General features: G+C 66.5%; 27 protein-coding genes and 1 other RNA gene. 18 read left to right on the forward strand and 10 right to left on the reverse strand.

Features of this window, described 5'->3' with window-relative positions; all coding sequences use genetic code 11:
- Nucleotides 1-102: 102 nt before the first annotated feature.
- From ACSQ24_RS06670 to ACSQ24_RS06680, 3 genes are read right to left on the reverse strand one after another with little or no spacing between them, the layout of a single operon-like run.
- A complete protein-coding gene (locus ACSQ24_RS06670) occupies nt 103-891 on the reverse strand; it encodes an N-acetylmuramoyl-L-alanine amidase (RefSeq protein ID WP_436093931.1) in 789 nt (262 codons plus the stop codon).
- Nucleotides 888-1634: a TerB family tellurite resistance protein gene (locus ACSQ24_RS06675; RefSeq protein WP_436093932.1), complete on the reverse strand. Its 747-nt coding sequence runs from the start codon at nt 1632-1634 to the stop codon at nt 888-890. The genes ACSQ24_RS06670 and ACSQ24_RS06675 overlap by 4 nt, the downstream gene beginning before the upstream one ends.
- A gap of 55 nt (nt 1635-1689) precedes the next feature.
- Nucleotides 1690-1989 carry a glycine zipper domain-containing protein gene (locus ACSQ24_RS06680; RefSeq protein WP_436093933.1) on the reverse strand — a complete coding sequence of 100 codons (300 nt, stop codon included), beginning with the start codon at nt 1987-1989 and terminating at the stop codon, nt 1690-1692.
- A gap of 427 nt (nt 1990-2416) precedes the next feature.
- On the opposite strand from ACSQ24_RS06680, the gene ACSQ24_RS06685 reads away from it, so the two are divergent.
- Nucleotides 2417-3073, forward strand: coding sequence for a lytic transglycosylase domain-containing protein (locus ACSQ24_RS06685; RefSeq protein ID WP_436093934.1), 657 nt, complete (start codon nt 2417-2419; stop codon nt 3071-3073).
- Between the two features lie 153 nt (nt 3074-3226).
- An RNA gene (rnpB, locus tag ACSQ24_RS06690) (RNase P RNA component class A) lies at nt 3227-3690 on the forward strand.
- A gap of 62 nt (nt 3691-3752) precedes the next feature.
- On the opposite strand, the gene ACSQ24_RS06695 is transcribed toward rnpB, so the two are convergent.
- Nucleotides 3753-4706 carry an MBL fold metallo-hydrolase gene (locus tag ACSQ24_RS06695; protein ID WP_436093935.1) on the reverse strand — a complete coding sequence of 318 codons (954 nt, stop codon included), beginning with the start codon at nt 4704-4706 and terminating at the stop codon, nt 3753-3755.
- Nucleotides 4707-4826: 120 nt separating this feature from the next.
- Complete coding sequence (locus ACSQ24_RS06700; RefSeq protein ID WP_427363684.1) at nt 4827-5252, reverse strand: organic hydroperoxide resistance protein; 426 nt, start codon at nt 5250-5252, stop codon at nt 4827-4829.
- Between the two features lie 228 nt (nt 5253-5480).
- Between ACSQ24_RS06700 and ACSQ24_RS06705 the strand changes: the two genes are divergently transcribed.
- The 13 genes from ACSQ24_RS06705 (at nt 5481) to murG (ending at nt 18908) form a co-directional block, all read left to right on the forward strand.
- A complete protein-coding gene (locus tag ACSQ24_RS06705; protein ID WP_436097834.1) occupies nt 5481-5945 on the forward strand; it encodes a MarR family winged helix-turn-helix transcriptional regulator in 465 nt (154 codons plus the stop codon).
- 387 nt (nt 5946-6332) lie between these two features.
- Nucleotides 6333-6791 carry a division/cell wall cluster transcriptional repressor MraZ gene (locus ACSQ24_RS06710; protein WP_436093936.1) on the forward strand — a complete coding sequence of 153 codons (459 nt, stop codon included), beginning with the start codon at nt 6333-6335 and terminating at the stop codon, nt 6789-6791.
- A complete protein-coding gene (rsmH, locus tag ACSQ24_RS06715) occupies nt 6788-7792 on the forward strand; it encodes a 16S rRNA (cytosine(1402)-N(4))-methyltransferase RsmH (RefSeq protein WP_436093937.1) in 1005 nt (334 codons plus the stop codon). The genes ACSQ24_RS06710 and rsmH overlap by 4 nt, the downstream gene beginning before the upstream one ends.
- A gap of 2 nt (nt 7793-7794) precedes the next feature.
- A complete protein-coding gene (gene ftsL, locus ACSQ24_RS06720) occupies nt 7795-8184 on the forward strand; it encodes a cell division protein FtsL (RefSeq protein ID WP_110488944.1) in 390 nt (129 codons plus the stop codon).
- Nucleotides 8181-9977 (forward strand): peptidoglycan D,D-transpeptidase FtsI family protein, encoded by a 1797-nt coding sequence (locus tag ACSQ24_RS06725; protein WP_436093938.1) that lies wholly within the window; start codon nt 8181-8183, stop codon nt 9975-9977. Before ftsL ends, ACSQ24_RS06725 begins: the two co-directional genes overlap by 4 nt.
- Nucleotides 9978-10142: 165 nt before the next feature.
- Complete coding sequence (locus ACSQ24_RS06730) at nt 10143-11615, forward strand: UDP-N-acetylmuramoyl-L-alanyl-D-glutamate--2,6-diaminopimelate ligase (protein WP_436093939.1); 1473 nt, start codon at nt 10143-10145, stop codon at nt 11613-11615.
- Nucleotides 11612-13036: a UDP-N-acetylmuramoylalanyl-D-glutamyl-2,6-diaminopimelate--D-alanyl-D-alanine ligase gene (locus ACSQ24_RS06735; RefSeq protein WP_436093940.1), complete on the forward strand. Its 1425-nt coding sequence runs from the start codon at nt 11612-11614 to the stop codon at nt 13034-13036. Before ACSQ24_RS06730 ends, ACSQ24_RS06735 begins: the two co-directional genes overlap by 4 nt.
- 17 nt (nt 13037-13053) lie before the next feature.
- Nucleotides 13054-14136: a phospho-N-acetylmuramoyl-pentapeptide-transferase gene (mraY, locus tag ACSQ24_RS06740; RefSeq protein ID WP_436093941.1), complete on the forward strand. Its 1083-nt coding sequence runs from the start codon at nt 13054-13056 to the stop codon at nt 14134-14136.
- A 4-nt stretch (nt 14137-14140) separates the two neighbouring features.
- Entirely contained in the window at nt 14141-15562 is a 1422-nt protein-coding gene (murD, locus tag ACSQ24_RS06745) for a UDP-N-acetylmuramoyl-L-alanine--D-glutamate ligase (protein WP_436093942.1), read from the forward strand.
- Nucleotides 15563-15728: 166 nt separating this feature from the next.
- Complete coding sequence (locus ACSQ24_RS06750; RefSeq protein ID WP_436093943.1) at nt 15729-16031, forward strand: HigA family addiction module antitoxin; 303 nt, start codon at nt 15729-15731, stop codon at nt 16029-16031.
- Between the two features lie 40 nt (nt 16032-16071).
- On the forward strand, nt 16072-16533 hold the full coding sequence (locus ACSQ24_RS06755) for a cupin domain-containing protein (RefSeq protein ID WP_436093944.1): 462 nt from the start codon (nt 16072-16074) through the stop codon (nt 16531-16533).
- Nucleotides 16534-16668: 135 nt separating this feature from the next.
- The gene (locus ACSQ24_RS06760) at nt 16669-17808 is read left to right on the forward strand and encodes an FtsW/RodA/SpoVE family cell cycle protein (protein WP_436093945.1); all 1140 of its coding nucleotides are present in this window, start codon (nt 16669-16671) and stop codon (nt 17806-17808) included.
- Complete coding sequence (murG, locus tag ACSQ24_RS06765) at nt 17805-18908, forward strand: undecaprenyldiphospho-muramoylpentapeptide beta-N-acetylglucosaminyltransferase (protein WP_436093946.1); 1104 nt, start codon at nt 17805-17807, stop codon at nt 18906-18908. The genes ACSQ24_RS06760 and murG overlap by 4 nt, the downstream gene beginning before the upstream one ends.
- 10 nt (nt 18909-18918) lie before the next feature.
- Here the strand turns inward: murG and ACSQ24_RS06770 are convergent, their stop codons facing one another.
- Nucleotides 18919-19293 carry an HVO_A0114 family putative DNA-binding protein gene (locus ACSQ24_RS06770; RefSeq protein ID WP_436093947.1) on the reverse strand — a complete coding sequence of 125 codons (375 nt, stop codon included), beginning with the start codon at nt 19291-19293 and terminating at the stop codon, nt 18919-18921.
- Nucleotides 19290-19610, reverse strand: coding sequence for a toxin-antitoxin system TumE family protein (locus ACSQ24_RS06775; protein ID WP_436093948.1), 321 nt, complete (start codon nt 19608-19610; stop codon nt 19290-19292). Before ACSQ24_RS06775 ends, ACSQ24_RS06770 begins: the two co-directional genes overlap by 4 nt.
- A gap of 126 nt (nt 19611-19736) precedes the next feature.
- Here ACSQ24_RS06775 and murC point away from each other — a divergent pair, with 126 nt between their 5' ends.
- The 3 genes from murC to murB are packed head-to-tail and all read left to right on the forward strand — an operon-like array spanning nt 19737 to nt 22549.
- Nucleotides 19737-21176, forward strand: coding sequence for a UDP-N-acetylmuramate--L-alanine ligase (gene murC, locus ACSQ24_RS06780; protein WP_436093949.1), 1440 nt, complete (start codon nt 19737-19739; stop codon nt 21174-21176).
- A 16-nt stretch (nt 21177-21192) separates the two neighbouring features.
- Entirely contained in the window at nt 21193-21621 is a 429-nt protein-coding gene (locus ACSQ24_RS06785; protein ID WP_436093950.1) for an endonuclease domain-containing protein, read from the forward strand.
- Nucleotides 21622-21625: 4 nt separating this feature from the next.
- Nucleotides 21626-22549: a UDP-N-acetylmuramate dehydrogenase gene (gene murB, locus ACSQ24_RS06790; protein WP_436093951.1), complete on the forward strand. Its 924-nt coding sequence runs from the start codon at nt 21626-21628 to the stop codon at nt 22547-22549.
- Between the two features lie 12 nt (nt 22550-22561).
- On the opposite strand, the gene ACSQ24_RS06795 is transcribed toward murB, so the two are convergent.
- From ACSQ24_RS06795 to ACSQ24_RS06805, 3 genes are read right to left on the reverse strand one after another with little or no spacing between them, the layout of a single operon-like run.
- The gene (locus ACSQ24_RS06795; protein ID WP_436093952.1) at nt 22562-22879 is read right to left on the reverse strand and encodes a HigA family addiction module antitoxin; all 318 of its coding nucleotides are present in this window, start codon (nt 22877-22879) and stop codon (nt 22562-22564) included.
- Nucleotides 22880-22890: 11 nt separating this feature from the next.
- Nucleotides 22891-23172 (reverse strand): type II toxin-antitoxin system RelE/ParE family toxin, encoded by a 282-nt coding sequence (locus ACSQ24_RS06800; RefSeq protein ID WP_436093953.1) that lies wholly within the window; start codon nt 23170-23172, stop codon nt 22891-22893.
- Between the two features lie 26 nt (nt 23173-23198).
- Nucleotides 23199-24104 (reverse strand): DMT family transporter, encoded by a 906-nt coding sequence (locus tag ACSQ24_RS06805; protein WP_436093954.1) that lies wholly within the window; start codon nt 24102-24104, stop codon nt 23199-23201.
- Between the last annotated feature and the right edge of the window lie 66 nt (nt 24105-24170).

The raw sequence follows: 24170 nt of genomic DNA on the forward strand, positions 1-24170 counted from the left end.
GCTGGAGAGCCAGCCTTCCATTCCGCACAGCATGCCAGATTCAGGCAGGCGAGACGAGTTAACTCGCTGCAATGTTGCAGAAAGCTTGCCGGAAGCTGCTGCTCACGCCGTCCGCGCTTCCTGCGCCAGCGCCAGGAGGTCGCGCAACGTGGTGATGGTCGAGCTGTCGGCGACGCCGTCGATCTTCTCCGGCCGCCAATGGCGCTGGAAAGCGGCGACCACCGCCTCGAAGCGCTCGTCATAGGTTCCGTCGACAAGGACGCCGTAGCCGAGCATCGCGAACATTGCCTGCAGCGCCTCGACCGGCGGGCCGGCATCGCCGCGGGCGAAGAAGCGGCCGCCCTTGATCGGTGCTGGTTCTGTCCAAAGGCCGACGCCTGCTTCGGCAAAGCGGCGCCAGGGGAATGTCTCGCCGGGATCGATCTTGCGGCCGGGCGCGATGTCGGAATGGGCGAGCACCCGCTCGGGCGGGATCCGCCAGCGCTCGCAGATGTCGCGGCAGAGGTTCAGCGTCGCGGCGATCTGTACTTCGGGAAAGTCGGGCAGGCCGCCAGGGTGGCCGGGATTGGCGATCTCGATGCCGATCGATGCCGAGTTGAGGTCGGTCTCGCCAGCCCAGTGCGAGGCGCCGGCATGCCAGGCGCGGCGCGCTTCGGGCACGAGCTGGAGCGTGTGGCCGTTCTCGAAGACGAAGTAGTGCGAGGAGACCTGCGAGACCGGGTTGCACAGCCACTGCAGCGCCTCGCCGGCGTCGGGCATGCCGGTGTAGTGCAGGATCAGCGTGTCCGGGCGGCGACCGGTGGCGCCGTCATGGAACTTGCGCTCGCCATGGTTGGGCGAGGGGAAGACCTTGGCGGCGAAGCGGCTGTCGGGTGCGAGGCTAAGGCTCACGCCTGTTCAACCTGCTTGGGGCTGAGGCCGCGTTCCCTTTCGATCGCGTCCCAGGCAGCATTGATGGCGGCGAGGCGGCGCGTCGCGATGCAGATCGCCTCCTGCGGCAGGCCGCGGGCGATTTCGCGATCGGGATGGTTCTCGATGACGAGGCGGCGATGAAGCTGCTTGAGCTCGCCATCGCTCATCTCGCGGTTGGCGCCGAGCACGAGATAGGGATCGTCGCGACGGCGCAGATGGCGGGCCTCGATACGGGCGAAACCGGCTTCGTCGATGGCAAAGATCGTGGCGACATCGCGCAGATAGGCGTGCTCGTGCTCGTGGATCGCGCTATCGGCGGCGGCGATCAGGAAGAGGCCGTCGAGAACGTCCTCGAGCAGGGCCGGCTCGTCGCGGAAGCTCTCGGCAATCTGCTGCGCATAGGCCTCGAAGCCGGCGCTGGTTTGCTTGGCAAGATCGAACAGGCGCTCGATATGGGCCTGCTCATCGGGAGGCACGGTGACGATGCGCTGGAAGGCCGCGATCTCGTCGCGCGTCACCACGCCGTCGGCACGCGCCATCTTGGCGGCGAGCGCCACCAAGCCTGTGGTGAAGATCAGCTGCTTGGGCGCGGGGCCGAACAGCGCGCCCTCGCGATCGACCAGCACATGCCCGGCCACGGCGCCGACGAGCGCACCAAGCGGTCCGCCCAAGGCAAAGCCGAGGCCGCCGCCGCCCAATGCTCCCCAGAAAGACGACTTCATCGCTCACCCACCATGGCCGTTCCGGGCCATGGCACCTGCGTAGAATGCGCGTGGCTCAGCGGCAATAGAGCCGGCCGTAATAGTCGCGGTAATAGCCGTAGGGGCAGCCGCCGTAGCCGTCGTCATAGTAGTAGCCGCCGCGGCGATAGGGCGAGGTCGCAGAGCCGATGATCGCGCCGCCGGCTCCGCCGATCGCGGCTCCGGCCAGCGCGCCGCCGGCCCGGCCGGTGGCGAGCCCACCGATCACGGCACCGGTGGCCGCACCGACCAGGGCGCCGCCGCCGACACGTTCCTCATGCGGTGTGCAGGCGCCAAGGGCGAGCCCGACTGCCGCGATTGCCATTAATTTTTTCATCCTGGTCCCCCTTCTCGGGTCGCTCCAGAGCCGGATCCGATCAGGTTGGATCAACCTGATCGGTGAATCCGTCTCTCACTCCTAGTCTCGAGACCGTTTTACCGATCGGCTTGCAGTGCAAGCCGATCGGAACGGGCTCGTGGCGACACGATCCCAGCCTCAGTCGACTTTTTGCATTGCGACCGGGAATTACGGTCGCAGTGCGGCGATGATTTGGCGTGCCGCCATAACTGCGTCAACGCCGGGCAGGGTGAATCGTTCCGCCGCTCAATACATGATAATTACTGCTCTCGAAACGAGGCTAAAGTATTTGCCGAGACCCGGTAATGGCTCGTTCATCTGTCGTATCGGACAGATTGTCGTCACATTCATCTATCATCTCACCGCACCGTTTTGCGCTGCACAAGATAGATGAGGCTCCCTCTGCATGAACAAAATCTCCGGTAGCGGCTGCGCCGCCTTTGCGATTTGCCTGGCCTTTCTTCAACCCGCTTCTGCCCAGGTGAACGCCGAGACCGACGCCCGCGCCTTCATCGTGCGGGAGGCCGAAATCCGACGCCAGGCCGCCGCTGCCGAGCAGGGCCAGGATCCGCAGAAGGAGACAGCCGAAACCGCCCAGACGAAGGGCGGGCGCAAGGCGCAGGCCAAGGCTGGCAAGGCCGTTCGTGAAGCCCGCACGCCACTCGCGGCGCCCGCCGGTTCCGAGGGCTTACGCGCGCTGGTCGCCCGTCATGCCGCCGCCAATGGCGTGCCGTTCTCGCTGGCCGATGCCGTGGTGCGCATCGAGAGCCGCTACAATCCGCGTGCTGCCAATGCCGGGAACTTCGGCCTGATGCAGATTCGCCATCAGACAGCGCGCGGCGTCGGCTACAGCGGCGGCGCGGCCGGCCTGCTCGATGCCGACACCAACGCCCGCTATGCCATGAAATATCTCGGCCAGGCCTACAAGCTCGCCGGCGGCGACACCTGCCGCACCGTGATGAAGTACCAGAGCGGCCATATGGCGACCCGCATGAGCGGCGCCAACCGCACCTATTGCGGCAAGGTGCGCACCATCACCGGTGCGACCCAGGCCAGCAACTGAGCTTCAGTCTGGCAGATCGCTTCGCGATGCCGGATTCATCCATCGTTGAAAATCAGGCACTTGCGTGATTTTCAACGAGCGGAATACGTAATCCCTCGATGGAATTCCGTATGCGCTTGACGGCTCCGGCCTTTACAGCGCACAGGGTGCCGGCCAGTCGGCCGGACGGCCGCTCCCGCAAGAGCTCAGGTTCTTTCGGGGGAGGAAAGTCCGGGCTCCACGGAAACACGGTGCCGGATAACGTCCGGCGGGGGCGACCCCAGGGAAAGCGCCACAGAGATCGAACCGCCCGCCTTCGCCCTTCGGGGCTACGGCGCGACAAGCCTCCGGGCTCGCCGCGCCGGAGCAGCGCAAGCTGCATAGGCGGGTAAGGGTGAAAAGGTGCGGTAAGAGCGCACCGCGGACCCGGCAACGGGGACGGCATGGCAAGCCCCACCGGGAGCAAAACCGAATAGGGACGATGCTCGCCCGCAAGGGTGAGGGGCCGGTTTCCAGGCCCGGTCGTCCGGGTTGGTTGCTCGAGGCGCGCAGCAATGTGCGTCCCAGAGGAATGGCCGTCACGTCGGGGGAGCGATCTCCCGGCCATCCAAAACCCGGCTTACAGGCCGGCTGGCACCCTCATCGCAGCGAAAAGGGCCGGGAGCGATCCCGGCCCTTTCGTGTTTGCGCAAGGCTGCGATCAGAGCGTGTAGCTCCACTCCGCCGTGGCGAAGCGATAGCCGTTGCCCTCCTTGCTCACCTTGCCGAAGCCGGGGAAGGGGATGTGGGCGCCGCTGATCACCAGCCTGTCGGCAGCCGCCATGTCGAGCATGCGCCGGCGCGAGGCGACGGCCTGCTTGGCGTCGGCGTCGAAGGTGAAGGTGATCTCGGGCTGGGCGGTCTGCAGCACGACATTGTGGATGCAGTCGCCGACGAGCAGGAGCTGCTGGTTGCCGGAGGATAGCCGCAGGATGCTGTGTCCCGGCGTATGGCCCGGAGCGTGCTCGAGCGTCAGTCCGGGGGCGACCTCGCCCGCCTTCACCTTGCGGGTGCGGCTGGCATAGGGCGCGAGCGCGCCGCGGGCGGAGGCGAAGAACGGCTTCACCTCGGCCGGCACCTGGCTGAGGATGCCGTCATCATGCCAGAAGGCGTGCTCGGCCTCGTGGATGATCAGCTCGGCGTTGGGGAAGCGCGCGCTCCTCTCGGCCGTGAGCAGGCCTTCGTGATGGTCGGGATGGGCGTGCGTCAGGATGATCGCGTCGATCTGCGCGGGGTCGATCCCGGCGGCGCGCAGGTTGCTCTCGGCCCGGCCCATGGTGTTGCCCATCGCGTTCCAGGCACCCGAGCCGGTGTCGACGAGATAGGTCCTGTCCTTGCTGTTGACGACGAAGGCATTGACCGAGGTCGGCAGGCTTTCGTCGAGGCCGGCGCCGGCGATGAGCTGGCCGATGGCGGCCGGATCCGCGCTGGCGAAGGATTTGGCGCCAAGCGGGATATAGCCGTCGAGGATGGCGGTGATCTCGATGTCGCCGAGCTTGCGGCGATAGATGCCCGGCACTTGTGCGCCGGTCAGGGGAGCGCGGGCGTGCGCGGGCAGGGCAGGCGCGAGTGCGGCTGCGGCGGCCGCAGTCAGGAAATGGCGGCGATCGATCATGGGATGTTCCAGAGGCTTTGCGGTTGAGGCTTCCGGAAACGAGGCTCGCCTCGGGGCGGGCCAAATCGTCTCACGGCCGGAGGGATGTCCGGCCGTGAGGATCAGATGGGTTGCGCCAGCTCAGGCCGCAACCGTCAATTCGACGTCGATATTGCCCCGGGTCGCGTCCGAATACGGGCAGACGATATGGGCCTTCTGGACGAGGTCCTCGAGCTTGGCCTTGTCGATGCCCGGCGCCGAGATTGTCAGCTTGACGGCGATGCCGAAGCCCTTGCCGTCGTCGCGCGGGCCGATGCCGACATCGGCGCTGACGCGGGCGTCGTCCGGGATCTTCACGCTCTCCTTGCCGGCGGCGAACTTCAGCGCACCGAGGAAGCAGGCGGAATAGCCCATGGCAAAGAGCTGCTCGGGATTGGTGCCCTCGCCGCCACCGCCGCCGAGCTCCTTTGGCGTGTTCAGCACGAGCTTGACGTTGCCGGTGTCGGTCGCGGCCTGGCCTTCACGGCCGCCGGTGGCGGAACCATGGGCGGTGTAGAGGATCTTCATGACTGCTCTCCTTGCTGGGCGGGCGTCCGCCGTGGTTGGTGAGATTTAGATTGTGCACAATTGAATTGTCTGCAATTCAAATTTCCGTGAACGGGCAGCGCTCGGCGCGATGAGAGAGTATCTTGGGTTCATCGCAGGGGAGACTGTTTCAAGGGCGGGTTGTTCCAATCCGATCGGATCGCTCCCCCTGCCCAAGGAGCCATGATGCGGGCAACAAACGGCAAGGCGATGACGAAGGATATAAAGGCGACACCGGTGCGCGGGCTCGACGAGCAAATCTGCTTTGCGGTCTATTCGGCCGCCCATGCCTTCAACCGGGCCTACCGGCCGTTCCTGGCCGAGCTCGGGCTGACCTATCCGCAATATCTGGTCATGCTGGTGCTGTGGGAGCAGGACGGCCAAAGTGTGAAGGCGATCGGCGATCGATTGATGCTCGATTCCGGCACCTTGACTCCGCTGCTGAAGCGCCTCGAAGGCAACGGCCTCATCCTGCGCAGGCGCGGCCGCAACGACGAGCGTCAGGTGCTGGTCGAGCTGACCGGTGCCGGCAACGCGCTGCGCGAGAAGGCGAGCCTGTCAGCCAATCCCGTGCCCTGCGCGGTCGAGGACAGCGGTGTCCCGCCGGGGCGTTTGCTGTGCGATGTCCGGGCCCTGCGCGAGGCGCTGCTGCGCAGGGCGGCGGCCGAGGACTGAAGCCCGGCCAGGCAGGGGCGCCGGACATCGAAAATATTTCTTCGCAGATCCGCTGGGCCGGTCAGCCTTATTGGGCATCGCCGGGCCCTCATACGTGTCGGAAATCCTCGTCTTTACGGATAGTTAACCTTAACGGGCTGTGATGCCTTAAGGCTCGGGCAGGCCTCCGTCTGCAGCGCCGGATCCGTTGACGCCCATATTGTCCCATGCTATCCCAAATCATCCCGTCGAGACCGACAGGCAAGCAACAGGTCAGAGCCCGTGTGCCGCGCGGATTTTGGCTGACGGCCGTGCCATGTCGGGATCGGCGGGAGTATCGATCACCGGCGCCTGCCGGCGCGCCTCGCGCCGTCGGAGTCCGACTGGAAGTCCGGCCAGGAGGCGGCGTTGACGGACCGCTTCGTCTCCCATTTCACCAACAGGCTGGACGCCAAGGGGCGCGTCTCGATCCCGGCTCCGTTCCGGGCCGTGCTGGGGAAGGACGGCTACGAGGGGCTCTACGTCTATCCGGCGCTCGACCAGGCCAGTCTCGATTGCGGTGGCCATGCACTGCGAGCGACGATCGACGAGATCCTGTCGCGCTTCTCGCCTTTCTCGGAAGAATGGGAGTCGCTCTCGACGGCGCTCAACGGCACTTCGGAAGTGTTGAAGGTCGACCCGGAAGGGCGGATCATGCTGAGCGAGGCGCTGAAGGCGCATGCCGGCATCGGCGATACCGTCACCTTCGTCGGGCAGGGGCACAAGTTCCAGATCTGGGAGCCGGAGCGCTTCAAGGCGCATCTCGAGGATGCCAGGGGAAAGCTGCGCGACGTCCGGCGCATGCTCGGCGCGAGGACTGTGCCATGACCGGCGAATCCCACATTCCCGTGCTGATGGACGAGGCGCTCGATGCGCTCGCGCTCAAGCCCGGCGGCCGCTATCTCGACGGAACCTTCGGCGCCGGTGGCTATTCGCGCGCGCTGCTGGAGCGCGAGCCGAAAGCGACGCTGCTCGCGCTCGACCGCGATCCGACCGCGATAGCCGGCGGCGCGGACCTCGTCCTGGCGATGGGCGGGCGGCTGACACTGGCCGAAGCTCGCTTCGGCGCGCTGGCGGAAGAGGCCGAGCGCTTCAAGATGGCGCCGCTCGACGGCGTCGTCCTCGACATCGGCGTCTCCTCGATGCAGCTGGATCAGGCCGAGCGTGGCTTTTCCTTCCGTTTCGACGGGCCACTCGACATGCGCATGGCGGCGAACGGCCAGAGCGCCGCCGAACTCGTCAACGAGGCCGATGAGGGCGTGCTCGCCAACATCATCTATCACTATGGCGAAGAGCGGCGCTCGCGCGCCGTGGCGCGCGCCATCGTCGAGGCCAGGCGCAAGGCGCCGATCACGACGACGAAGCAACTCGCCGATTTGGTCGCCGGCATCGTCAGGGGCGAGCCCGGCGGGGCGCATCCGGCGACGCGGACCTTCCAGGGCCTGCGCATCGCGGTCAATGACGAGCTCGGCGAGCTGGTCAGGGCGCTGCATGGCGCCGAAGCCGTGCTGAAGCCGGGCGGGCGGCTGTCCGTCGTCACCTTCCATTCGCTCGAGGACCGCATCGTCAAGCAGTTCTTCGCCGAGCGTTCGGGCAAGGCGCCGACCGGCTCGCGCCATGCCCCGGCCGTGGCGCAGCCGCAGGCGACGTTCAGCCTCGTCACCAAAGGCCCGGTCGCACCGTCCGTGGCCGAGAGCAGGGCCAATCCGCGGGCGCGCTCGGCCAAGCTGCGCGCCGCGGAGCGTACCGACCTTCCGGCGCGCGCTCCCGATCCCGACCTCGTCGGGCTCGCCGTCGTGCCCGCGCCGCAAACCCGCCGGAGGAGCTGAGCGTGATCAAGCTCTTGCATATCGTCGCCATCGGCGCGCTGGTCTCCTCGGCGCTCTATGCCTACTCGATCAAGTACGAGACGACACTGCAGGCCGAGCAGTTGCAGAAGCTGAAGGCCAAGGCCCAGCGCGAGCGCGAGGCCATCGCCGTGCTCAAGGCGGAATGGCAGTTCCTCAACCGGCCCGAGCGCCTGCAGGCGCTGGCCGACAAGCATCTCGACCTGCAGCCGCTGGCGATCACACAGATCGTGCGCCTGTCGGACATCCCCAATCGCGGGCCCAAGGTCGATTCGATCGGCCGCAAGCTCGAGGACCTCGGCCTCGGCCTGCCGACCGAGACGCCGAAGGACCGCAAGAGCAACGCCGTGACGACGCCGGGAGCCCGCCCATGAGCCAGGAGCCCCACCAGCAAGCCGCGGCGCCCGAGATCGCCGCCGCCACGATCGAGAAGCCCGCGGTCGCGCAGACGAAATGGCGCTTCCGCACCGAATGGCTGCGCGACGTCTTCCGGATGAGCGGCGAGAAAAGCGAGCCGCGCGTCGGGCTGGTCATTCTCGGCTTCAGCGGGCTGTTCCTGGCGATCGTCGCCCGGCTCGTCATGCTCGGCGCTTTCCCGAGCGACCAGGTTGGCCTGCGCCGCGCGACCTCGACCGCGATCTCGGCGGCGCGGCCCGACATCATCGACCGGAACGGCATCCAGCTCGCCACCGATGTGCGCACCGTCTCGGTCTTCGCCGAGCCGCGCAACATCGTCGACAAGGACGAGGCGACAGAGCTTCTGACCGCGGTGCTGCCCGACCTCAACGCCAAGGAGCTGCGCGATAAGCTCGGCACCAAGAAGGGCTTCGTCTGGGTCAAGCGCGAGATCACGCCGCGCCAGCAGGCCGAGGTCCACAGGCTCGGCATTCCCGGCGTCGGCTTCGTGCCCGAGAACAAGCGCGTCTATCCGAACGGCACAGTTGCCGCGCATGTGCTCGGCTTCGCCAATGTCGACAATATCGGCATCGCCGGCATCGAGAAGTATATCGACTCGCAAGGGCTGCAGGACCTGAACGGCGCGGGTTTCGCTGTGCAGGCCTCTGACCTCAAGCCGGTGCAGCTCTCTGTCGACATGCGCGTCCAGCATCTGGTGCGCGACGAGCTGGTCAAGGGCATCGAGAAGTACCGGGCGATCGCTGCGGCGGGCGCCATCATGGACGTCAACACTGGCGAGGTGATCGCGCTGGTCTCGCTGCCCGATTTCGATCCCAACAATCCGGTCGACGCGCTGGAGAAGGACCGGATCAACCGGATGAATGTCGGCGTCTACGAGATGGGCTCGACCTTCAAGGCCCTGACTGTCGCGATGGCGCTCGATTCCGGCAAGGCCAACATCAATTCGAGCTACTCGACTGCCGGCGGCATGATGCGTTTCGGCCGGCAGGTCATCAAGGAATACCATGGCACCGGCCGCACGCTGACCGTGCCGGAAGTGTTCCTGCACTCGTCGAACATGGGCTCGATCAAGATGGCGCTCTCGGTCGGCGTCGAGGGCCACAAAGCCTTCCTGAAGAAGATGATGCAGCTCGACCGGATGCAGACCGAGCTGCCGGAAAGCGCTGCGCCGATCGTTCCCGGGCGCTGGGGCGAGATCAACACGGCGACGATCGCATTCGGTCACGGCCTCGCGGTCGCACCGCTCCAGGCGCTGGCAGCGGTCGGCGCTCTGGTCAATGGCGGCTATCTGATCAAGCCGACCTTCCTCAAGCGCTCCGAGGAGGAGGCCAAGAAGGACGCGATCCGGGTGATCAAGCCCGAGACCTCCGAGGCGATGCGCTTCATCATGCGGCTCAACGGCGACAAGGGTTCGGCCCGGTTCGCCAACATCCCCGGCTATTTCGTCGGCGGCAAGACCGGCACGGCCGAGAAGGTCATCAACGGCCGCTACGCCAAGAACAAGAACTTCACCACCTTCACGGCGATCGCGCCCTCGGACAAGCCGCGCTATGTCTTCCTCGCCATCTATGACGAGCCGAAGGGCTATGCCGAGAGCGGCGGCTACTCGACCGCCGCCTGGAACGCCGGCAAGACCACCGGCAAGCTGATCGAGCGGGCGGCGCCGATCCTCGGCCTGGCGCCGCGCTTCGAGCCGCCGGTCGCGCCGTTCCCGCTGATGGCAAGGCTCGGCGCCTGGGGTTCGAGGTAAGAGCCCGTCCGGAAATTCGTGAGGGCGGGCTGTGAATGGCGTTTGTCTGCGCTTCGGTGCTCACGTACTTGAGTACGCTCCGCTCCGATGCTCGAAAAACCCCATTCTCGCCACGCCCTGACGAATTTTCGAACGGACTCTGGGCCGAAGGACCTTGATAGTGAGATGACCCACTCCGGTTTCAGCCTCGGCCAGCTCTTTCCCGGGGCGTTTCCGGAGTCGGGCGAGCGCCGCGTCGGTGGCGTCGCCTTCGACAGCCGCAAGGTCTCGGCCGGCGATGCCTTCGTCGCGCTCGCCGGCGCCAAGGCAGACGGCGCCCGCTTCATCACTGACGCGGTCCAGCGCGGCGCGGTCGCAATCGTCGCCAACGGGCCGCGCCCTGCCGATCTGGCAGGCGGGATCGCTTACGCTCAAGTCGGGGACCCTCGGCTCGCCCTCTCGCTGGCTGCGGCTAAGGTGCACCCGCGCCAGCCGGGCACGGTCGTCGCCGTCACCGGCACGAGCGGGAAATCCTCGGTTGCCGAATTCACTCGCCAGATCTTCATGGCGCTCGGGCGCAAGGCGGCGAGCGTCGGAACGATCGGCATCGTCACCGAGGACGGGGCCGATTACGGCTCGTTGACGACGCCCGACCCGCTCTCATTGCACGCTTCGCTCGACAAGCTGGCGAGCGAAGGCGTCACGCATCTTGCGATGGAAGCGTCTTCGCACGGGCTCGATCAGCGCCGGCTCGACGGCGTCAGGCTCTCTGCGGGCGCTTTCCTCAATCTCGGCCGTGACCATCTCGACTACCATCCGAGCGTCGAGGACTATCTTTCAGCCAAGCTGCGGCTCTGGGAGCTGCTGCCGATCGGTGCGCCGGTGGTGATCAATCGGGACGAGCCCTATGCGGACAAGGCCGAGGCGGCGGCGCGGGCGGGCGGCCACCCGGTGATCGGCATCGGTCGCGATGGCGACCGTCTCAGATTGCTCGCCGTGGTGCGTGAAGGCTCCTCGCAGCGCCTGACGGTCGAGGTCGACGGCGCGAAGGCAGAGGTCGTGCTGCCGCTGGTCGGTGATTTCATGGCCGGCAACGCGTTGGTCGCGGCCGGGCTCGCGATTGCGACAGGCGAGGATGCGGCGGCTTCCGTTCAGGCTATCGCCGGCCTGAAAGGCGTGCCCGGCCGGCTGGAACGGGTCGGCGAGCACAATGGCGGGCTCGTGGTGGTCGACTATGCCCATAAGCCCGATGCGCTCGCGGCGGTGCTCAAGACCTTGCGGCCCTATGCCAGCGGCCGGCTGATCTGCGTCTTCGGCTGCGGTGGCGATCGCGATCGCGGCAAGCGGCCGCTGATGGGCAAGATCGCCGCCGATGGCGCCGACATCGCGATCGTCACCGACGATAACCCGCGCAGCGAGGATCCCGCGGCGATCCGCGCCGAGGTGCTGGCGGCGGCACCGGGCCGTCTCAGGGAGATCGGCGACCGCGGCGAGGCGATCGCAGCCGGTGTCGCCATGCTGCAGCCCGGGGATGTCCTGGTCGTTGCCGGAAAAGGCCATGAAAGCGGCCAGATCGTCGGCGATCGGATACTGCCGTTCTCGGATCATGATGTGGTCCGGGAGGCGATCGCGGCATTGGCTGGGGGAAGACGGGGATGACGACCGAACCGCTATGGACAGGCGCGCGCCTGATCGAGGCGATGGGCGCCCGTTCGCAAGGCCCTGTTCCGGCCGCCGTGACCGGCGCCTCGATCGACACGCGCACTCTCGAGCCGGGCGACACCTTCTTCGCCATCAAAGGCGAGCGCGACGGGCATGACTTCGTCGCAGCTGCACTCGACAAGGGCGCGGCGCTCGCCGTCGTCGACGAAGCACATGCCGGCGTCTTCCCGGCGGATGCGCCGCTCGCCGTCGTCCCCGGCGTGCTGCGCGCGATGGAGCAGGCCGGCATGGCGCGCCGGGCCGAGCTCTCGGCCAAGGTCGTTGCGGTGACCGGCTCGGTCGGCAAGACCGGCACCAAGGAGGCGCTGCGGCTGGTGCTCTCGCGCCAGGGCAAGACGCATGCGCCGGTCGCCTCCTACAACAACCATTGGGGCGTGCCGCTGACGCTGGTGCGGACGCCGCGCGATGTGCGCTACGGCGTCTACGAGATCGGCATGAATGCGCCTGGCGAGATTCTGCCGCTAGCGAAGATGGTTCAGCCCGACGTCGCCGTGATCACCACGATCCAGCCGGTGCATCTTGCCGCCTTCGAGTCGCTCGAAGGGATCGCCCGCGAGAAGGCGGCGATCTTCGGCGGGTTGAAAGCCGGCGGCACGGCCATCATCAACGCCGACATCCCGCAGACTGGCCTGTTGCGTGAACTCGCACTCGCCGGCGGGGCAGGGCGCGTCATCTCCTTCGGCGAGAGCGAGGAGGCGGATGTGCGGCTGCTCGGCTGCGCGCTGAAGCCGGATGTTTCGACCGCCAACGCCAACGTGCTGGGCCAGGCGGTGACCTACAAGCTCGGCAGCCCGGGCAAGCACATCGTCCTGAATTCGCTCGCCGTGCTGGCGGCCGTCGAGGCGCTGGGCGCCGATCTCGCCTTGGCTGCGCTGGCGCTCTCCGACCTCACGCCACCGGCCGGGCGTGGGGCACGGCAGGTGCTGCACGCGCCGGCCGGCCCGTTCACGCTGATCGACGAGAGCTATAACGGCAACCCGGCCTCGATGCGGGCTGCGATCGAGAATCTCGGCCGCATGCCGGTGTCCGGCAGGGGCCGGCGGATCGCGGTGCTCGGCGACATGCTGGAACTCGGCGAAACCGGGCCGGAGCTGCACAAGGGGCTCGCCGACGCGGTCACCGGCAACGGTATCGACCTCGTCTTCGCGTGCGGTCCGCTGATGAGAACCTTGTACGACGCCTTGCCATCGCACCGCCGCGGAGCTTATGCCGCACAGGCGACCGGTCTCGAGCCCCATGTGCTCGACGCCCTCCGCGCCGGCGATGTCGTCACGGTGAAGGGTTCTCTCGGCACGCGCATGGGGCCGATCGTCAAGGCGATGACGGCTCGCTTCCCGGTCGTCCAGGCCGACGACTGAGTAAGGAATAGAATTCGATGCTGGTCTGGCTCGCCGACTTTTCGGTGCACTTCCCGATCCTCAACGTCTTCCGCTACATCACCTTCCGCGCCGGCGGGGCGACCGCGACCGCGCTGCTCTTCGTCTTCTTCTTCGGACCGGCGGCGATTTCCTGGCTGCGGATCAAGCAAGGCAAGGGCCAGCCGATCCGGACCGACGGGCCGGAATCGCATCTCGCCAAGCGCGGCACGCCGACCATGGGCGGGCTGATGATCCTGACCGGGCTGTTCGTCGCGACGCTGCTCTGGGGCAATCTGCGCAATCCTTACGTCTGGATCGTGCTCGGCGTGACCGCGACCTATGGCGCGATCGGCTTCTACGACGACTTCCTCAAGGTGACGAAGCAGTCGCACAAGGGCTTCTCCAGCAAGGCGCGCCTCGGCCTGGAGATCGTCATCGCGCTCGCCGCCTGCACCGCGATCATGCAGGTCAGCCCGCCCTCGATCGCGAGCGGCTTCGCCATGCCGTTCCTGAAAGAGCTGATGATCCCGCTCGGTATCCTGTTCCCGGTGGTCACCGCCTTCGTCGTGGTTGGCGCCGGCAATTCGGTGAACCTGACCGACGGGCTCGACGGGCTCGCCATCGTGCCGGTGATGATCGCGGCCGGCACCTTCGGCTTCATCGCCTATCTCGCCGGTAACGCCATCTTCGCCAACTACCTGCAGATCCATCATGTCCCCGGCGTCGGCGAGCTCGCGGTGATCTGTGGCGCGATGATGGGGGCGGGGCTCGGCTTCCTCTGGTTCAATGCGCCGCCGGCGCAGATCTTCATGGGCGACACCGGCTCGCTGGGCTTAGGGGGCATGCTCGGCACCATCGCGGTCGCGATCAAGCACGAGGTCGTGCTCGCCATCGTCGGCGGCCTGTTCGTGGTCGAGGCGCTCTCGGTGATCATCCAGGTCGCGGTGTTCAAGCGCACCGGCAAGCGCGTCTTCCTGATGGCGCCGATCCATCACCATTTCGAGAAGCTGGGCTGGACCGAGCCGCAGGTGGTGATCCGCTTCTGGATCATCTCGGTGGTGCTGGCGCTGGTCGGCCTCGCCACGCTGAAGCTGCGTTGAGCGAATGACCCCCGTCACGGTTTTTGCGGGCAAGACGCTTGCCCTGTTCGGCCTCGGTGGCTCGGGGCTGGCGACGGCGCGTGCGCTCGTCGCTGGCGGTGCCGCTGTCGCCTGCTGGGACGATAATCAGGCGAGCCGCGACAAGGCAGCCGCCGAGGGGCTGTCCGTCGTCGATCTCGCCACGGCCGACTGGTCGGGCTTTGCCGCCTTCGTGCTCTCGCCCGGCGTGCCGCTGACACATCCCGCGCCGCACTGGATGGTCGAGAAGGCCAAGGCGGCTGATGTCCCGGTGATCGGCGACATCGAATTGTTCTTCCTGGAGCGGGCGAAGATCGCGCCGGCCGCGCCGGTGGTCTGCATCACCGGCACCAATGGCAAGTCGACCACCACGGCGCTGATCGCGCATGTTCTGCAGGCAGCCGGCCGCGACGTGCAGATGGGCGGCAATATCGGTACCGCCGTGCTGGCGCTGGAGCCGCCGGCGGACAACCGCATCCACGTTATCGAGTGCTCGACCTTCCAGATCGATCTTGCGCCCTCGATCAAGCCGAGCGTCGGCATCCAGCTGAACCTGACGCCGGACCACCTCGACCGGCACGGCACTTTCGAGGCGTATGGCGTGATCAAGGAGCGGCTGGTCGCAGCCTCCGACATCGCGGTGATCGGCGTCGACGACGAGCCCTCGAAGCAGATGGCGCGCCGCCGCGCCGCGCAGGCTAAGCCGCTCGTGAAGATCAGCGGCGAGCAGCCGCTCGACGAGGGCGTCTTTGCCGGCGTCACCGCCAATGCGGGCCAGCTCGACACGCGGATCGTCGAGGTCAGGGACGGCAAGCCGAAGGTCGTCGCCAATCTCGCCGGCATCGGTAGCTTACGCGGCAGTCACAATGCCCAGAACGCGGCTGCCGCCTTCGCCGCCTGCGCGGCGCTCGGCCTTTCGGCAGAGGAGATCGCCGCTGGTTTCAGGAGCTATCCCGGCCTGAAGCACCGGATGGAAGAGCTCGGCCGCATCGGCCGCGTCGTCTTCATCAACGATTCCAAGGCGACCAATGCCGACTCGACCGAGAAGGCGCTGACCTCCTTCCGCGAGATATTCTGGATCCTCGGTGGCAAGGCCAAGGAAGGCGGGATTACGTCGCTCAGGCGCTATTTCCCCAATATCGCCTGCGCCTATCTGATCGGCGCGGCGAGCGATCTCTTCGCCGCGACTTTCGACGATGACGGCCGGGTTCCTTACGAGCGCAGCGGCACGCTCGATGTCGCGGTCGCTGCGGCGACTAAGGCCGCGCTGGCGCAGAAGGGAGAGGGCGAGATCGCGGTGCTGCTCTCGCCGGCCTGCGCCTCCTATGATCAGTTCCCGAACTTCGAGGTGCGCGGCGACGCGTTCCGGGCGCTGGTCAAGGCGCTGCCGGGGTTCGAGGCTGTCTAACCCTTCCTTCTCCCGCAAGGGGAGAAGGAAGGGGGGCGGCGCCCGTCCATTCACTGGATGCTCAACGCCGCTGATGCGCTATGATGCGTTCCAATAATCCGATCAGAATGCCACAGCCTGACGAGGCTCTCGCGATCGAGGATATCGATCTGGAGGATTATCACTGATGGCCATCAAGCTTCATCCGAGCTTTGCCGTTCATCCTGGCTCGTGGCTTCGGACCGAAATCGTCGAGCCTTATGGCTTGAGCGTGACTGTCGCTGCCGAGAAATTCGGCGTGACGCGGCAGGCCAGGAGCAATCTCCTGAACGGCAAGGCCGCCTTGTCGGCCGAGATGGCGATCCGGTTCGAGAAGGCTTTCGGCGTACGCGCAGAGACGATGCTGCGGATGCAGGCGGCGCATGATCTCGTCGAAGCCCGCGCCCATGAAGACGAGATCAAGGTGGAGCGTGTCGCGGCGCTGGCCTAGCGGCAGTCTCTGTGGCGCACCCGACACGCGGGAGACACCCATGCCCAAGATCGACATCGCAGCCGTGCCGGAGCGCAAGGGCTCGGGTTATCCGAAGCCTTTCGACGCCCCTTGCGCCGAACGCATCCGCAAGCGGCTCGGTGATGCCGGCGGCCTCACTGATTTCGGCGTCAACCTGATGCGGCTGCCACCGGGCGGCTGGTCGAGCCAGCGGCATTGGCATTCGCATGAGGACGAGTTCGTCTACCTGCTCGACGGCGAGCTGGTCCTGATCGAGGACGAAGGCGAGACCGTGCTGCGCGCTGGCGATTGCGCCGCCTTCGCCAAAAACAGCGGCAACGGTCATCACATGATCAACCGGTCGGACAAGGTCGCGGTCTATCTCGAAGTCGGCAGCCGCCAGGCCGACGACCTCACCACCTGTTCCGACATCGACATGATGAGCGCCAATGCCGATGGGCGCTTCGTGCACAAGGACGGCACGCCTTATCCCGAGGCGTAAGCAGCCTGTTGTGGGACGCGCTCGATCCACCGAGAAACCGATGATCGGAATCAATCGGTTAACCATTCATTGACAGAGTGATTCGCCGGAGCGGGCGCTCTCGATCTGCCCGCTCGTCGACGGAGCCTTGGAACGATGGTCTCGCGCGCAGAACCCAGCCTGAGCGGCCGCTGGTGGTGGTCGATCGACCGCGTCATCCTGACGGTGCTGGTGACACTGATGGTGTCGGGGGTGGTGCTGCTGATGGCGGGCGGGCCGCCCGTCGCCGAGCGCCTGGGCCTGTCGACCTTCCATTTCGTCAACCGCCAGGTGGTCTATCTGCTGGTGGCGCTGGCGATCTTCCTCTCGACCTCGCTGCTCACGCCGCGCCAGGTGCGCCGGATCGCGCTGGTCATCTTCGTATTGTCGCTCGCCGGCGTGGTCGGCACGCTCTATTTCGGCGTCGAGGTCAAAGGCGCCAAGCGCTGGCTGACGCTCGGGCCGCTCGGCTCGATCCAACCCTCCGAATTCCTCAAACCGGCCTTCGTCGTGCTCGCTGCCTGGGCTTTTGCCGAAGGCCATCGCCGGCCGGAGCTGCCGGGCACGATCATCGCTTTCCTGCTGCTGCCGATCACGATCGTGCCCCTGGTCCTGCAGCCGGACTTTGGCCAGACCATCCTGGTCACTCTGGTCTGGGCCGGGCTGTTCTTCGTCGCCGGCCTGCACTGGTTCTGGGTGATGGGGTTAGGAGGCATCGGCGCGATCGGTCTGTTCATCGCCTATGAACTCGTCCCGCATGTGCGCGCCCGCATCGAGCGCTTCATGGACAAGGGCTCGGGCGATACCTTCCAGGTCGATACCGCGCTGGAGAGCTTCGCCCAGGGCGGCTGGTTCGGCAAAGGTCCGGGCGAGGGCACGGTGAAACGCATCCTGCCGGACGCGCATACAGACTTCATCTTCGCGGTCACTGCCGAGGAGTTCGGCATCGTTGTCTGCATGGTGCTGGTGCTGCTCTTTGCGGTCATCGTTCTGCGAGCGCTGTTCGTGGCGCAGCGCGCCGAGGATCCGTTCGTGCGCCTCGGCGTCACCGGCCTCGCTTTGCTCTTCGGCATCCAGGCGGCGATCAACATGATGGTGAACCTGCACATGATGCCGGCCAAGGGCATGACCTTGCCGTTCATCTCCTATGGCGGCTCCTCGCTGATCTCGCTGGCGCTCGGCACCGGCTTCCTCCTGGCGTTGACCCGCAAGCGGCCGCGTGCGGAGAGCTTCGGCAAGCCGGAGCGCAGCTCGTGAGCGCAGGAGAGCAGGCGCCGCTCGTCGTGCTCGCCGCCGGCGGCACGGGCGGGCACCTCTTTCCGGCCGAGGCGCTGAGCCATGCCTTGCACAGCCAGGGCGCCAGGGTGGCGCTGATCACCGATACGCGCGCCGCCGAATACGCCGGCAACTTCCCGGCCGAGTCGATCCATGCGGTGCCGGCGGCGACGCCATCGGGCAAGTCACCGGTCGCGATGGCGAAGGCAGCCGTCGTGCTCCTGCGCGGCGGGCTGGCGGCGCGCCAGGCGATCAAGCAGCTGAAGCCTGCCATCGTCGTCGGCTTCGGCGGTTATCCGACGGTGCCGCCGGTCTTCGCCGCGGGGCTGATGGGCGTGCCGACACTCCTGCACGAGCAGAACGCGGTGATCGGCCGGGCCAATCGCTTCCTCGCCAGCCGGGTCAAGGCGATCGCGACCGGCTTCGCCGAGGTCGGTGGGCTCACTCCGGCACAGGCGCAGAAGTGCACCCAGGTCGGCAATCCGGTCCGGCCGGCGGTGATCGAGGCCGCATCGCCCTATCCAGACGCGGACGGGCGGATCAATCTTCTGGTCTTCGGCGGCAGCCAGGGCGCGCGGGTGATGGCCGACATCGTGCCCCCCGCCATGCAGTTGCTTTCGCCGGAGGAACGCAGCCGCCTGTCGATCGTCCAGCAGGCGCGGGCCGAAGACGACGAGCGGGTACGCAAGATCTACACCTCCCTCGGCATCAGGTTCGAGATCGCGCCCTTCTTCAAGGATCTGCCGGCGCGGATGGCGGCGGCGCATCTGGTGATCGCACGCTCCGGTGCCTCGACCGTCGCCGAGCTCACGGTGATCGGCCGGCCGGCGCTGCTGGTGCCGCTGCCGGGCTCGCTCGATCAGGACCAGGCGGCCAATGCCGGGGTGCTCGCCAGGGCAGGCGGGGCGATGATGATCCTGCAGAACGATTTCTCGCCGCGGCGGCTCGCTGCGGAGCTGTCAGTGCTGCTCGCCGAGCCGTTGCGCTTGACGGCGATGGCTCAGGCGGCCAAGAGCGCGGGCATACCGGATGCGGCCGACCGCCTGGCGCGGCTCGTGCTGCAGACCGCCCGGCAGCAGTGATCGAGCGCTTTTACGCCACCGCGCGCAAATCGAAGTCGGCGTGGATCACGTCATAGGGAACGCACACCTTGCCGGTTTCTGTGCGCTCGATGATGCCCCACTCACGCAAGCTGCTGACGTCTTCATGCACGCGCTTGACATCGCGGCCGAGCGAACGGGCGAGACCCCGGACGCTGCTCGGTCCGAGCCGCTGCAAGGTCTCGATCAGTTCCCAGCGCTTGGGACTGATGACCGAGAACAGCTGAGCGGGCGAGGCGAAGGTGAAGGTGGCGACGGGATCGCTCGCCCGGCCGCTTCGCCACGCCTTCACGAAATTCTCGGCGCTTGCGGCTAGGATGGCGTGAATGTCCTGGTCGCGTTTGATCGCAATGACGGCGCGTTTCATGTCGGCATCCTTTCATAGACTGCAGCCAGGAAATTCCGCATCAACTCCTCGACTGTGACGAAGCCATAAGGTTGCTCGACGCCATCCAGATGGCAGTGATCACCTTTGCCGCGCTCATTGTCGAAACCGACGATCCTTGCGCCGCCGCGACCATAATAGAGCCGATACTTATAGGGATGGCTGCTTCCCGGGATCGGCGCCGGCGCTCGCCAAATCACCATCTCGATGATCGCCCCATCGGGCAAGACGTGCTTCTCACGATGAAGCAGCACCGCTTTCAAGTTGGCATAAATGCCATCGATGATCGCTGTTGTCAATTATGCCAACGGCCTGCCGGGCACTGCCAATCGCCAAGCTGGCGGGGAAGCGCCTGCCGGGTTGCGGTTCTACGCGCAATGCGTATAGCCGTTCCGTATTCCCTTGCAGCCTGAGGCAATCCAATCATGAAGCTGCCGCCGAAGCTCGGCTCCATCCATTTCGTCGGCATCGGCGGCATCGGCATGTCCGGCATCGCCGAGGTGCTGCACAATCTCGGCTACAAGGTGCAAGGCTCGGACGCTTCCGACGGCGCCAACGTCAAGCGCCTGGCGCAGAAGGGTATCAAGACCTTCGTCGGCCATAAGGCCGAGAACATCGGCGAGGCGGAGGTGGTCGTGGTCTCGACCGCGATCAAGCGCGACAATCCCGAGCTGATGGCGGCGCGCGAGCAGCGCCTGCCGGTGGTGCGCCGCGCCGAGATGCTGGCCGAGCTGATGCGGCTGAAGAGCTGCGTCGCCATTGCCGGCACGCATGGCAAGACGACGACGACCTCGCTGGTCGCGACCCTGCTCGAGAAGGGCGGGCTCGACCCGACCGTGATCAATGGCGGCATCATCAACGCCTACGGCACCAATGCCCGCATGGGCGAGAGCGACTGGATGGTGGTCGAGGCCGACGAATCCGACGGCACCTTCCTGAAGCTGCCGGCCGATGTCGCGATCATCACCAATATCGACCCCGAGCATCTCGACCATTTCGGCTCGTTCGACGCGATCAAGGCAGCCTTCCGCGCCTTCGTCGAGAACCTGCCCTTCTATGGCTTCGCCGTGATGTGCATCGATCATCCGACCGTGCAGGAGCAGGTCGGGCAGATCGAGGATCGCCGCGTCATCACCTATGGCGAGAACCCGCAGGCCGATTTCCGCCTGCTCGACATCGACCTCTCCGGCGGCCAGTCGAAGTTCACGCTGCTGATCCGCGACCGCAAGCGCGGCCGCGAGGAGGTGGTGCGCGACCTCATGATGCCGATGCCGGGTCATCACAACGCGCTCAACGCCACCGCTGCGATCGCTGTCGCCTATGATCTCGGCGTGCCGGTCGAGCAGATCCGTGCCGGGCTTGCCGGCTTTGGCGGGGTCAAGCGCCGCTTCACCAAGACCGGCGAGTGGAACGGCGCGCTGATCTTCGACGATTACGGCCACCACCCGGTCGAGATCGCCGCCGTGCTCAAGGCAGCGCGCGCCTCGACCAAGGGCAAGGTGATCGCGGTGATGCAGCCGCACCGCTATAGCCGCCTGTCGAGCCTGTTCGCCGACTTCGCCGCCTGCTTCAACGATGCGGATTCGGTGATCATCGCCGATGTCTATGCTGCCGGCGAGCAGCCGATCCCGGGCGTGGACCGCGACTCGCTGGTGGCGGCGATCAAGGCGCGCGGCCATCGCCATACGCTGCCGCTCGAATCCTCGGACAAGCTCGCCGGCATGGTCGCCGAGCTGGCCGGCCAGGGCGACTACGTCGTCTGCCTCGGGGCGGGCAGCATCACGCAATGGGCGTACGCGCTGCCGGGCGAGCTGGCTTCTCTTCCTTCTCCCCTCGGGGGAGAAGGTGGCAGCGCGAAGCGCTGACGGATGAGGGCCGGTCGTGGAGCGCAAGAACACGACCGACACGCTCTCCTTCGCCCGCGACCAGCGTCGCCAGCCGACCCGCTCCGAATTGGCTTTCTGGCAAGCCGTTCGCAATCGCCGCTTCGCCGGTCTCAAGTTCAAGCGCCAGATGGCGATCGGGCCGTTCATTGCAGATTTCTGCTGTTTCGAGCACCGGCTGATCGTCGAGCTGGATGGTGAGCCGCATGCCACCGACGAGGCGCGCGCACATGATGCCCGACGCGACGCCTTTCTACAGCGCGAAGGCTATCTGATCTTGCGCTTTCCGAACGAGCGCGTTCTAGGAAACCTCGAATTCGTCCTGCGCGAGATTGCCGAACGTATCGGCCTCGCCGGGCGACCCTCATCCGACCCGGCTTCGCCGGGCCACCTTCTCCCCCGAGGGGAGAAGGAGACGCGCGGGTAAGCTCATGCCTTTTCAAGACATCACCCCCGACATCCTCGCCGCCGCGCCCGAATTGCGCGGACGGCTCCTTTCCAACCAGGCGATGGCGGGGCTGACCTGGTTCCGCGTCGGCGGGCCGGCACAGCTTCTGTTCACCCCGGCCGACGAGGCCGATCTCGCTTATCTGCTCGGCAAGCTGCCAGCCGAGATTCCTGTCACGGTGGTCGGGCTCGGCTCGAACCTGATCGTGCGCGATGGCGGCATTCCCGGCGTGGTCATCCGCCTTGCCGGCAAGGCCTTTGGCGAGATCGCCTGCGAGGATGGTGACCGGCTGCGCGCCGGGACCGCCGCGCCTGACGTGAAGGTGGCGCGCGCCGCGGCCGACGCCTCGCTCGACGGGCTCGCCTTCTATCGCGGCATTCCCGGCTGCATCGGCGGGGCGCTGCGGATGAATGCCGGCGCGCATGGCGGTGAGACGACCGATGTGCTGGTCGAGGCGCGCGGCGTGACGCGGGCCGGCGAGATCATCACCTTCTCGCATGCGCAGATGGGCTTCACCTATCGCAACAGCACGGCGCCGCTCGACATCATCTTCACCTCGGCATTGTTCCAGGGCCGGCCGGGCGATCAGGCCGCGATCCTGGCCGAGATGGACCGAGTGACCTCGGCGCGTGAGGCGGCGCAGCCGATCAAGGAGCGCACCGGCGGCTCGACCTTCAAGAATCCGGACGGCGGCAAGGCCTGGCAACTGATCGATGCGGCCGGTTGCCGCGGCCTGCGCATTGGCGGGGCACAGGTCTCCGAGATGCACTGCAACTTCCTGATCAATACCGGCGGCGCGACCGCCGCCGATATCGAGGGACTGGGCGAAGAGGTCCGCCGCCGGGTCAAGGACAATTCAGGCTATGAGTTGCACTGGGAGATCAAGCGGTTCGGCGTTGCCGCCTGAATCCGGTCAGATCTAAGCGGCCCGTTCGACCTGCGGGATCGCATCGATCTCATCGGCCGCGCTGATCCGAGCTGTCTCGATCTCGTAGCGGGATTGCAGATTCATCCAGAACTCCGGCGAGGTTCCGAAGAAGCGTCCCAGGCGCAGCGCGCTGTCGCCAGTGATGCCGACCTTCTCGGCAGCGATCCGCTCGATACGGGTCCTGGGGATGCCGCACGCCCGCGCAACACGCCCGGGCGAGAGACCTAGCGGTTTCAGAAACTCTTCCCGAAGCATCTCGCCCGGGTGCATCGGCGGCAGCGTTGTTACGATCTCCAGCTCGACCGCCATGACATCCTCCTTCAATGATAGTCGACGATCTCGACATCAGCCGGCCCAGTCTCCGTCCACCGAAAGCAGATTCGGAACTGATCGTTGATCCGGATTGCGTGTTGGCCGGATCGGTCGCGGCTCAAAGCGTGCAATCTGTTGCCCGGCGGGCTCTGCAGATCAGACAGAAGATGTGCCGCATTGATCGCTTCCAGCTTCCGTCTCGCAGCGGGGAAGATCTCTGGCGGAAATCCCTTCGGGCAGCGGCCAGCGAAAATCAGCTCGGTTCGCTTGTCGCGAAAACTGCGGATCATCGCATGCTCCGATCACACGGTTGTATCTAATTTTGATACATTCGTGAGTCAAGCGCGGCGGGTACCATTACCGAAGCCGCCTTGCGCCGCGACAGCAGGATGCCGGCGACGGTCGAGCCGAAGATGATGGCGATGCCGAGCCATTGCTGGGCGTGGAACCATTCGCCCAGCAGGGCGGCGCCGAGGAAGGTCGCGACCAGCGGGCTGAGCAGGCTGAGGAAGGCGACGCCCGTCCCGATTGTGGCGATGCCGCGCACCCAGAGCCAGTAGGCGAACGCGGTGCCGATCACGACCAGATAGCTCAATCCGACGAGGTTGCGCACAGTCGGCATGGGCGGCAGTCCCTCGACCACGAGCGCGACCGGCAGGAGCAGCAGCCCGCCTAATGTGAGCTGCCAGGCGGCCAGTGCGAGCGGCGAGCCGACCTTGCCCCAGCGCTCGATCAGGACGGTTCCGGTTGCCATCGAGGCGGCGCCGACGAGGGCGGCGGCAACGCCAATCGCGTCGAGCTGCACCGTATCGTCGACCACCAGGAGGCCGACGCCGACCGTGCCGGCGAGGGCGGCGAGCACCTGCCCGAGGCGAGGGCGGCGCAGCAGCAGCGGCCAGGCGAGGAAGGCGACGAGCAGCGGCTGCATCGAGCCGAGCGTCGCGGCGAGCCCGCCGGGAAGGCGCGAGGCGCTGAGGAAGAGCATGCCGAAGAACAGGCCGATATTGGCAAAGCCGATGACGGCGAGCGGCAGGAGCTTGTCGCGCGGCGGCAGGCCGGGGCCGAGCAGCATCAAGAGGATGCCGGCCGGCAAGGCGCGCAATGCCCCGACCAGCAGCGGATGCTCGACGGGAAGCGTCTGGGTGAAGACGACATAGGTCGAACCCCAGAGGGCGGGCGCCAGGATCGTCGCGAGCAGGATGCGGGTCTTGTTGTCGGCCATGGCGGCCTCCCTTTGCATCGAAGGTATATGTGCGTAGGATAATCCGATAAGTTATAATTCGATATC

Source organism: Allobosea sp. LjRoot237 (assembly GCF_964253285.1).
Classification (GTDB): Bacteria; Pseudomonadota; Alphaproteobacteria; order Rhizobiales; family Beijerinckiaceae; genus Allobosea.